The sequence below is a fragment of the Streptomyces mesophilus genome, from assembly GCF_011044995.1.
GTDB lineage: Bacteria > Actinomycetota > Actinomycetes > Streptomycetales > Streptomycetaceae > Streptomyces > Streptomyces mesophilus.
This window is the reverse complement of sequence record NZ_JAAKZW010000270.1, coordinates 1-10,301: the sequence shown is the minus strand read 5'-3', so window position 1 is coordinate 10,301 and position 10,301 is coordinate 1. Positions and strand designations below refer to the sequence as shown.

The 10,301-nt window shown below is 69.7% G+C and carries 8 protein-coding genes; 4 read left to right on the top strand and 4 right to left on the bottom strand.

Annotation, left to right across the window (positions count from 1 at the left end; translation table 11 throughout):
• The first annotated feature begins 102 nt into the window (after positions 1-102).
• Positions 103-1,563 carry a glycoside hydrolase family 18 protein gene (locus tag G6045_RS35905; protein ID WP_165336410.1) on the top strand — a complete coding sequence of 487 codons (1,461 nt, stop codon included), beginning with the start codon at positions 103-105 and terminating at the stop codon, positions 1,561-1,563.
• A gap of 118 nt (positions 1,564-1,681) precedes the next feature.
• On the opposite strand, the gene G6045_RS35900 is transcribed toward G6045_RS35905, so the two are convergent.
• From G6045_RS35900 to G6045_RS35885, 4 genes are all read right to left on the bottom strand, one after another.
• Positions 1,682-3,193 (bottom strand): GH1 family beta-glucosidase, encoded by a 1,512-nt coding sequence (locus G6045_RS35900; RefSeq protein ID WP_165336409.1) that lies wholly within the window; start codon positions 3,191-3,193, stop codon positions 1,682-1,684.
• 116 nt (positions 3,194-3,309) lie between these two features.
• Positions 3,310-4,215, bottom strand: a complete 906-nt coding sequence (locus tag G6045_RS35895) for a carbohydrate ABC transporter permease (RefSeq protein ID WP_165336408.1) — start codon at positions 4,213-4,215, stop codon at positions 3,310-3,312.
• On the bottom strand, positions 4,215-5,234 hold the full coding sequence (locus tag G6045_RS35890; protein ID WP_165336407.1) for a carbohydrate ABC transporter permease: 1,020 nt from the start codon (positions 5,232-5,234) through the stop codon (positions 4,215-4,217). The genes G6045_RS35895 and G6045_RS35890 overlap by 1 nt, the downstream gene beginning before the upstream one ends.
• Positions 5,235-6,566 carry an ABC transporter substrate-binding protein gene (locus G6045_RS35885; protein WP_165336406.1) on the bottom strand — a complete coding sequence of 444 codons (1,332 nt, stop codon included), beginning with the start codon at positions 6,564-6,566 and terminating at the stop codon, positions 5,235-5,237.
• A gap of 312 nt (positions 6,567-6,878) precedes the next feature.
• On the opposite strand from G6045_RS35885, the gene G6045_RS35880 reads away from it, so the two are divergent.
• The 3 genes from G6045_RS35880 to G6045_RS35870 form a co-directional block, all read left to right on the top strand.
• Positions 6,879-7,955, top strand: a complete 1,077-nt coding sequence (locus G6045_RS35880; RefSeq protein ID WP_165336405.1) for a LacI family DNA-binding transcriptional regulator — start codon at positions 6,879-6,881, stop codon at positions 7,953-7,955.
• Positions 7,956-8,102: 147 nt separating this feature from the next.
• A complete protein-coding gene (locus G6045_RS35875; RefSeq protein WP_165336404.1) occupies positions 8,103-9,290 on the top strand; it encodes an NAD(P)/FAD-dependent oxidoreductase in 1,188 nt (395 codons plus the stop codon).
• A gap of 97 nt (positions 9,291-9,387) precedes the next feature.
• Positions 9,388-10,301, top strand: a 914-nt coding sequence (locus tag G6045_RS35870; RefSeq protein ID WP_165336403.1) for an RNA polymerase sigma-70 factor, incomplete at its 3' end; no start/stop codon positions are given.

Genomic DNA, 10,301 nt, shown 5'->3' with positions numbered 1-10,301 from the left:
TAAGAACCCCGACCCCCGCCCGCCTCGCCCGATTTGCCGGATCCGAGATCGCTAACGTGCTGCCGCACCCCACCCCCACGTACAACGAAGGCAGGCACGTCCATGAGCAATACGCACCGGCGCACACTCGGCGGCAAGGCGAAGGCGATCGGTGCGGTCGTTGCCGCGGCGGCCGTCGGCACCACGGTGCTCGTGTTCTCGGGCACGGCGCAGGCCGCCGGCGCCGGCGCCGCGTACACCAAGACCAGCGCATGGTCGGGCGGTTACACCGCGCAGTACGTGATCACCAACGACACGGACGAGCCGCTGGCCGACTGGACCCTCGAGTTCGAGCTTCCCGTCGGCACGGAGCTGAGCTCGCTGTGGAACGGTGACCACACGGTCGAGGACGGCCATGTCACCGTTCGCCCCTCGGCCTGGGACAAGGACCTCGCGCCCGGCAAGGCCGTCACCGTCGGCTTCGTCGCCAGTGGCAAGGGCGCCGACCCGAGCACCTGCACGATCGACGGCCAGGACTGTTCCACCGAGGCGGAGCCCGCACCGAGCACCGGGGCTCCCACGCCGTCCGCCGAGCCGACGGACGTACCGACGGGCGAACCGACTTCGAAGCCGGGCGAGACCTCCCCGGCCGAGCCCACCGGATCCGCGGACCCGACGCAGCCCGCCGCCTCCACCACCAGCTTCGCCCCCTTCGTCGACACCTCGCTCGCTCCCGCGTACGACCTCGTGGGCACGGCGGACAAGACCGGCGTGAAGGAGTTCAACCTCGCCTTCGTCACCGCGGGCAACGGCAGCTGCACCCCGCTGTGGGGCGGTTCCACGGCGCTCGGCGAGGACAAGGTCGCCTCCCAGATAGGCGCCCTGCGCGCCAAGGGCGGCGATGTCCGGGTCTCCTTCGGCGGCGCGGCGGGCAGCGAGCTCGCCCTCAACTGCGCGTCCGCGGACGACTTGGCGGCGGCGTACGGCAAGGTCGTGGACGCGTACAAGCTCACCAAGGTCGATTTCGACATCGAGGGCGCCGCCCTGCCCGACACCGCCGCCAACACGCGCCGCGCGCAGGCGATCGCGAAGCTGCAGAAGGAACACCCGGGCCTGGACGTCTCGTTCACGCTTCCGGTCATGCCCGAAGGCCTGACCCAGCCGGGCGTGGACCTGCTCGCGGACGCGAAGAAGAACGGCGTCGCCATCAATGCCGTGAACATCATGGCCATGGACTACGGGCCCTCGTACAGCGGCGACATGGGCACGTACGCCGAGCAGGCCGCGACCGCCACGCAGGCGCAGATCAAGGGCGTGCTCGGGCTCGGCGACAGCGAGGCGTGGAAGGCGGTCGCCGTGACCCCGATGATCGGGGTCAACGACGTCACCACGGAGATCTTCAAGGTCGACGACGCCGCGCAGCTGGTGGAGTTCGCCGAGGCCAAGGGGCTCGGCTGGCTGTCGATGTGGTCCTCGACCCGCGACAAGGCCTGCGAGGGCGGCTCCACGGCGGTCTCGCCCACGTGCAGCTCGATCAGCCAGGAGCCGCTGGCCTTCACGAAGGCGTTCGCGGCGTACAAGTAGCGGTCCCTGCAGCCCCTGCAGCCCCTGCAGTCCTCCCGGATCCACCCCCCACCCAGCGCGTCCCGACCGGTCTCCCCCCATCCGGCCGGGGCGCGCGCTTTGGGTGTACGGAGTGGCGTCAGCCCACCGGCGGCAGTGCTCCGTCGCGAGCCGCCTGCCCGTACCACCGCGCACTGGACTTGGGCGTGCGCTCCTGCGTCTCGTAGTCGACGTACACCGCGCCGAAGCGCTTGCTGTAGCCGTACGCCCACTCGAAGTTGTCCATCAGCGACCACAGGAAGTACCCGCGTACGTCGGCCCCGCGGCGCATCGCCTCGTGCACGGCCGACAGGTGGCTGTGCAGATACCGGATGCGGTCCGGGTCGTGGACCTGGCCATCCTCGCCGACCTCGTCCTCGAAGGCCGCACCGTTCTCCGTCACGAAGAGCGGAACCCCCGGGGCTTCGGCGGTGTATTGAAGGAGAAGGTCCGTGAGGCCGGTCGGATCCACCGGCCAGTCCATCGCGGTCAGTTCGCCCGGCGCCCGGTGGAAGGCCACACTGTCGGCGCCCGGCCAGGGGGAGTGGGAGCCGGAGTTGTGGCCGTCCCGGCGCGGGGCGGTGGGATCGCTCGTGGCCGAGACGATCGCGGGTGTGTAGTAGTTGATGCCGAGGAAGTCCAGGGGGTGCTTGATGACGGCGAGGTCTTCGGGGCGTACGAAGGACCAGTCGGTGATATGCGAGGTGTCGGCGATGAGGTCCGACGGGTAGGCGCCCTTGAGCAGGGGTCCGGTGAAGATCCGGTTGGCGAGCGCGTCGATCCGGCGCTGTGCGTCGCGGTCCTCGGGCGAGTCGGTCAGGGGGCGTACGGCGTGCGGGTTGAGCGCGATGCCGATACGGGCCCGTGCGGGCAGGGCGGCCCGCAGCGCGCGGGCGGCGAGCCCGTGCCCGAGGTTGAGGTGGTGGGCCGCGCGCAGGGCCGCCACGTCATCGGTGCGGCCCGGGGCGTGCACCCCCGCGCCGTAGCCCAGGAAGGCGCTGCACCACGGCTCGTTGAGGGTGGTCCACAGCTCGACGCGGTCGCCGAGGGCTTCGGCCATGATGCCGGCGTACTCGGCGAACCGCTCGGCGGTGTCCCGCTCGGGCCAGCCGCCGCCCGCGGACGAGCCGCTGGGGAAGGCCGTCTCCAGGTCCTGGGGCAGATCCCAGTGGTAGAGCGTGGCCATCGGCGTGATGCCCTGCTCCAGGAGCTCGTCGACCAGGGCGCGGTAGAAGTCGAGCCCGCGCTGTACGGCGGGGCCGCGCCCGGTGGGCTGCACGCGGGGCCAGGAGACGGAGAACCGGTAGGCGCCGAGGCCGAGTTCGGACATGAGACCGACGTCGTCGCGAAAGCGGTGGTAGTGGTCGCAGGCCACGTCCCCGGTGTCGCCGCCGAGCACCTTGCCCGGCGTCCGGCTGAAGGTGTCCCAGATGGAGGGCGTGCGCCCGTCCTCCTGAGCGGCGCCCTCGATCTGATACGCGGCGGTGGCGGCACCCCAGAGGAAGCCTGGTGGAAAGGTGGTGGAGCCGGCGGATGCCGACTGGGTTGCGGTGTCCGAAGACGCTTCCGCCGTGGTGACGGCTGAAGCTGCGGACGCTTCGACTGCGGGCACGGGAGCGCTCCCATTCTTGTTACGGGAAAGGGGAGTTGACGAGTTGGGGGTGCGGGCGGCGGCTGTGCGTGGGCAAGCGGAATACGTACCGCAGGGGGAAGGGCAGGCCCGAAGGCTCAGCCCTTGACCGCCCCCTGCATGATTCCGCCCACGATCTGCTTGCCGAACACGACGAACGCGAGGAGCAGCGGCAGCGTGCCGAGCAGCGCGCCCGCCATGATCACCGACTGGTCGGGGATGTACCCGCGCCCGAGGCCGGTCAGGGCGACCTGCACCGTCGGATTGCCGTTCTGGGTGAGCGCGATGATCGGCCAGAAGAAGTCGTTCCAGGCCTGCACGAAGGTGAGCATCCCGAGCACCGCCATGGCGGGCCGCGCCGCGGGGAACACCACGTGCCAGATCACCCGCCAACTGCTCGCGCCGTCCACCCTGGCCGCCTCGACCAGCTCGCTCGGCAGCGCCTGCACCAGGTACTGGCGCATGAAGAACACCCCGAAGGCGCAGACGAAGAACGGCATGATCACCGCCTGCAGCTGATCGGTCCAGGACAGCTCGGCGATCAGCATGTACAGCGGTACGACGCTCAGCTGCGGCGGCACCATCATGGTGGCGATCACGAAGAAGAGCAGGAAGTTCTTCCAGCGGAACCGCATCTTGGCGAAGGCGAACCCGGCGAGCGTCGAGATCAGCACGGTGCCGGCCGCCGAGACGCTCGCCACGATCGTGGTGTTCCACAGGGCCGCGCCCATATTGGCGTCGGTCCAGGCGATCTCCAGGTTCTTGAAGAGATTGCCGCCGAACCAGAAAGGCGGTGGGGTCTGGGCGAGCCGCTGGTTGTCGCGCGACGCGGCGATCGCCGTCCACACCAGCGGGAACAGCGACAGGACGGTGACGACGATCAGGACGAGATACGTCCACTTGCCGCCGTACAGCGTCTTGCCGGCCTTGCTCTTGCGCGGCTTCTTCACGGGACGGCTCTGCTGCTCATCCGTGGGCACCCGGTCGGTGACGATGGCGCTCATCAGGCCCTCCCTTCGCTCTTGCGCAGCCACCGTGCGATCAGCCAGTTGACCGCGGCGACCAGAAGCAGGATCAGGAACATCGCCCAGGCGATGGCCGAGGCACGGCCCAGATGCAGATTCACCCAGCCCTGCTCGTACAGATAAAGACCCAGTGTCTGGAACTGGTGGTCGGGACCACCGGTCGGCGAGGCACCGTCGTTGAACAGCAGTGGCTCACCGAAGAGTTGTGTCGCGCCGATCGTCGAGACCACACAGGTGAACAGGATCGTCGGCCGCAGCGACGGCAGCGTCACATGGAAGAACTGCTGCCAGCGCGTGGCCCCGTCGAGCGCCGCGGACTCGTACAGGTCATTGGGGATGGACTGCATCGCGGCCAGATAGATCAGCGCGTTGTAGCCGGTCCAGCGCCAGATCACGATCGAGGAGACCGCGAGCTGGGAGGTCCATGTCCCGTTCTTCCAGTCGATGTTGTCGATCCCGACCAGGCCGAGACCCCAGTTGATCATCCCGTAGTCGCGTCCGAAGAGCAGGACGAAGACCAGGGTCGCCGCGGCCACCGAGGTGGCGTACGGGGTGAGGACCGCGACGCGGAAGAACCAGGAGCCGCGCAGCTTGTAGTTGAGCAGATGCGCGATCCCCAGGGCCATGACCAGCTGCGGCACGGTGGAGAGCAGGCCGATGGTGACGGTGTTCTTCAGCGCGTTCCAGAAGAACTCGTCCTCGAGGAGCCGGGTGAAGTTCTTGAACCCCAGCCACTCCATGTTGTTGGGGTCGGTCAGCGAGACCCGGTGCAGAGAGGCCCAGCCGGTGTAGAGCAGTGGGAAGAGCCCGAAGGCGAGGAAGAAGAGGAAGAACGGGAGGAGCATCGCGTACGGGCTGAACTTCATGTCCCAGCGGTAGCGACGGCTGCGCCACGTCCGCGACTTCAGCTCCTTGGCGCTCGGCGGCGCCTTGTCGACGCGCGGGGCCGCGGCCCCCTCCCCCCGGGGGGCCGCGGTGGTCTCGTACTGATTCACCATTTACTGATCCAGCGCGTTGTCGATCGACTTCATTGCCTTGTCCCAGGCCGCATCGGGGTCGGTGCCCTTCTGGTCGACCTGGAGCATGCCCACATCCGCGAGGTTCTGCGCGATGATCAGGTCCTTCGGACCGAGGATCTGCACCGGGGTGCCTTCCGCGGCCTTCGCGAAGATCTCACCGATGGGAGCGTTGCCGAAGTACGCGTGCTTCGCGTCCTTGACCTCGGGCAGGTCGTACGCGGCCTTGGCGCTCGGGAAGCTGGCCCGCTCGGCGAAGAACTTCGCCTGCTGCTCGGGAGCCGTCAGCCAGGCGGCGAGCTTGGCCGCCTCTTCCTTGTTCTTGCCCGCCTCGGGCACGGTCAGGAAGGAGCCGCCCCAGTTGCTGGGCTTCGGCGCCGCGGCCACGTCCCACTTGCCCTCGGCCGTGTCGCCGCCCTTGTCCTTGATGTAGCCGAGCATCCACGCCGGGCAGGAGATCGTGGCGAAGTCGCCGTTGGCGAAGCCCGAGTCCCATGCGGGGGTGAAGCTCTGCAGCTTCGCCGAGAGACCCGCCGCGGCGAACTCGGCGGCGAGGTTCCAGCCTTCCTTGACGACCGGGTTGGTCTTGTAGATGACCTCGCCGCTCTTGTCGTAGAAGCGGTTCTCGCTGCTGCCGTGCACGGCGGCCATCACGTTCTGCGCGCCGTCGACGAAGGCCGCGTCCTTCACCTTCGTCTTGAACTGCTTGCCGACCTCGAGGTACTTGTTCCAGTCGCCGGCCCACAGCGCGCCGACCTTCTCACGGTCGGTGGGCAGACCGGCCTTCTGGAACAGGTCCTTGCGGTAGCAGATCCCCTGCGGGCCGACATCCGTGCCGAGGGCGACCGTCTTGCCGTCCTTGCTGCTGCCCTGCGCCCACTTCCAGTCCAGGAAGTTGTTCTTGTCGACGCCGGACACCTTGCCGAGGTCCATGAGCTTGTCGGACTGGGTCGCGGTGATCTCCGCGATGTTGTTGACCTCGACGGCCTGGATATCGGCGAGCCCGCTGCCCGAGGCGAGGTGCGTGAGCAGCGCGGGGTAGTAGTTCTCGTTCCGCTCCACCGACGTCTGCTCGATGACGATGTTCGGGTTTTCCTTCATGTACTGGTCGTAGAGACCGGCCTCCTTGAGGCCGAAGGCGCCGAAGACACCCACCGTGATGGTGGTCTTGCCCTTCGCGTCCTTCTTGCCCGAGTCGCCGGATCCGCCGGGCTCTTTCGAGTCCTCGGCGCAGCCGGCCAGCAGCCCCACGCCCAACGCTGCTACGGCCGCGAGGACCACAGCCTGACGGGACGTTCGGTGCCTCATGCGCATTGCGTCCTCCTTGTGCCCTGACGTGCCGACTCCCGGCCAACTCTTCCGTGCTGTGGGGGTTTTCGTTGTGCGGCTCGGGCGGGAACGTGCGGGTTGTGTATGAGCCAGGTACGGTGGGAGCGCTCCCATGTGTGATGAGTTGAAGAGTCCCGGCTGGGCCGGAGAGTGTCAAGAGACCGGACGGACGGAGCCGAATCGGTTATCCGGCTGTTAGTTTTCGCCCGGGTGGTCGAAGTTTCGGGCATACGCACGATGGTCCATACACGGGTCGTCGAGCGCGCCGATGGTTCATACGCCGATGGGGAGGCACGCATGACGATCCGTCAACCTCGGGTGGGGGGACGGGCCAGGAGCGGGGGCAGGCCCACGCTCGAGGAGGTCGCGGCCCGTGCCGGCGTCGGCCGTGGCACGGTCTCCCGGGTGATCAACGGCTCGCCTCGCGTCAGCGAACGGACGCGCGCGGCCGTCGAGGCGGCCGTGGCCGAGCTCGGTTATGTTCCGAACACGGCGGCCCGCGCGCTGGCCGCGAACCGCACGGACGCGATCGCCCTGGTGGTCCCGGAACCGGAGGGCCGTTTCTTCGCCGAGCCCTACTTCTCGGACATCATCCACGGGGTGGGCGTCGCCCTCGCCGAGACCGAGGTCCAGCTGCTCCTGACGTTTGCCAGCGCAGACCGCGAACGGCGGCGGCTGGCCCAGTACTTGGCGGCCCAGCGCGTCGACGGCGTACTGCTCGTCTCCGTCCACGCGGACGATCCGCTGCCCGATCTGATCGAGGATCTCCATATCCCCGCCGTGGTCAGCGGCCGCCGTTCGGCCTCCGAACCCCTGGCCTCCGTCGACTCGGACAACTTCGAAGGCGCGAAGGCGGCCATCGGCCACCTCCTCGGCCGCGGCCGCACCCGGATCGCCACGATCACCGGCCGCCTCGACGTCTACGGTGCCCAGCGCCGTCTGGACGGCTACCGTGCGGGGCTGTCCGAGGCCGGTCTGGAGGAGGACGAGTCCCTCGTCGAGCCGGCCGACTTCACGGAGGAGGGCGGCCGCCGCGCGATGTCCGCACTGCTGCGCCGCCGCCCGGACCTGGACGCCGTCTTCGCCGCGTCCGACGTGATGGCCTCGGGCGCCCGCCAGATCCTGCGCGAACAGGGGCGTCGTATCCCCGAGGACGTGTCCCTGGTCGGCTTCGACGACTCGGCGATCGCCCGCCACATGGACCCGCCGCTGACCAGCGTCCGCCAGCCCATCGAGGAGATGGGCCGCGAGATGACCCGGCTGCTCCTCGCGGAGATCGCCTCGGTGGACGCCCACCATCCGCGGTCGGCCCGGCAGCTGACCCGCGAACAGGTCCTGCTTCCCACGGAGTTGGTCGTACGGGCGTCGTCCTGACCTGACGAGCGGCGCGGCGTCGTCCTGACGCGTGCCGAGACGTCGTCCTCGTGGGTGTGGCGGGCGTCACACCCGCCCCATGTCACGTTCGGGCTGCCCGCTCCCATCTGGTGGTCGTCAGCACGACGGAGCCGGAAGGGGACAGCGATGAACGCACGGGAGAACGGAACGCACCGAGTGGTGATCCTGGGAGCGGGTTACGCGGGGACGGCAGCGGCCGTCCAGCTCGCCGCCCGCGTACACAAGCGCGGCGGCGTACAGATCACCGTCGTGAACGCCACGGAGCGCTTCACCGAACGGATGCGACTGCACATGACGGCCACCGGACAGCAGACCGCCGAACTCGCCGTCCCCGAGCTGCTCGACGGCACCGGCGCGCGGTTCGTCCGCGGCTGGGTCACCGCGATCGACGCGGCCGCGAAGACCGTACGCATCGACGACGACCGCGAACTCGCCTACGACACCCTCGTGTACGGACTCGGAACCGTGGCCGACACGGCATCGGTCCCGGGGGCCGAGGACCACGCGTACACCCTGAACGGGGCGCAGGACGCGGAACTGCTCGCCGACCGTCTCGCCCGGATCGGTGACGGCGGCACGGTGGTCGTCGCGGGCACCGGCCTGACCGGCGTCGAGTCGGCCGCCGAACTCGCCGAACGCCACCCGCGGTTGAAGGTGATCCTCGTCGGCCGTACGGAGCCGGGCGCGGACCTGGGCCGCAAGGCCCGCACGTACCTCCGGGCCGCCCTCGACCGCCTGGGCGTCGAGGTCCGCGCCGGAGCCGAGCTGGCGAAGGTGCTCCCCGGCTCCGTGGAACTCGCCGGCGGTGAATCGCTCGCCGCGGATGCGGTGCTGTGGGTGGGCGGCACCCGGGCCCCGCGCCTCGCCGCCGCGGCCGGCCTCGACGTGGACGAGCGCGGCCGGATCGTCACCGACCGGTCCCTGCGCTCGACTTCGCACCCGGACGTCTACGCGATCGGCGACGCGGCCGCCATCCGCCAGGGATACGGCATGATGCACGGCACCTGCCAGGGCGGCATGCCCACGGGTGTGCACGCCGCGCTCAGCATCGACCGGGTGCTCAGGGGCCGGGACCCCAAGCCCTTCCGCTTCGGCTACTACCACACGCCCGTGAGCCTCGGCCGCGGTGACGCGGTGGTGCAGTTCACACGGCCCGACGGCCGTGCCCGGCGGATCTCCCTGACCGGGCGCACGGCCGTGCGCTACAAGGAGACGGTGACCGCCTCGCCGTGGCCGACGTACGCCCGTATGCGGAAGATGCCCGCGTCGGGTGCCTTCTGGCCGCGCGGCGGCCGCTTCACGCGCACCAAGTGAGCCTCGCCCGACCGCAGTTGGAAGCCGACGCAGTTCCCGACCGCACCCGAAGCCCCGACCGCACGCGAAGCCCCGACCGCACAGGAGAAGACCAGCCATGAGCGCGAACCAGGCGCCGACCACCGACACCTTCCAGGAGCACCGCCGGCTGCTCTTCTCCATCGCCTACCGGCTGCTCGGCAGCGCGGCCGACGCCGAGGACGCCGTGCAGGACGCGTGGCTGAAGTGGTCGGCCGCGGACCGTGCGCAGGTCGCGGACCCCAAGGCGTATCTGACGCGCATCGTCTCCAACGTGGCCCTCGAGCGGCTGCGCTCCGCACGCCACAAGCGCGAGACGTACGTGGGGCCCTGGCTGCCGGAGCCGATCCTCACGCAGCCCGACGCGTCCGAAGCGGTCACGGACGCCGAGTCCGTCTCCATGGCGATGCTGGTCGTCCTGGAGACGCTCTCCCCGCTGGAGCGCGCGGTGTTCGTGCTCAAGGAGGTCTTCGCCTTCAGCCACGCCGAGATAGCCGAGGCCCTCGACCGTTCCGAGCCGTCGGTACGGCAGGCCGCGCACCGCGCCCGCGAACACGTCGCGGCCCGCCGCCCCCGCTTCCGCGCCGACCCGTCCCGCCGGCGCGCCGCCACCGAACGCTTCCTTGCGGCGGCGACCGGCGGCGACATGAACACCCTCATGGAACTGCTCTCGCCGGACGTCACGCTGTGGACCGACGGCGGCGGCAAGGTCCGCCAGGCCCTGAAGCCGGTCGTCGGCGCGGCCACGGTGGCCTCGTGGTTCGCGGCGATCGGCACGGTCACGTACCAGGGCGTCGCCCCGACCGACATGACCGCCCGCCTCGCGGAGATCAACGGCGGCCCGGGCATGCTCTTCACGTCCCCGGACCGCGTGATCGCCACGATCACCTTCGACTTCGACGAGGAGGGCCGCATCTCGGCCATCCACAATGTCGCCAACCCGGAGAAGCTGGGGGCGGTGGGGGAGGGGACGGCGTACGACCTGTCTCTTAT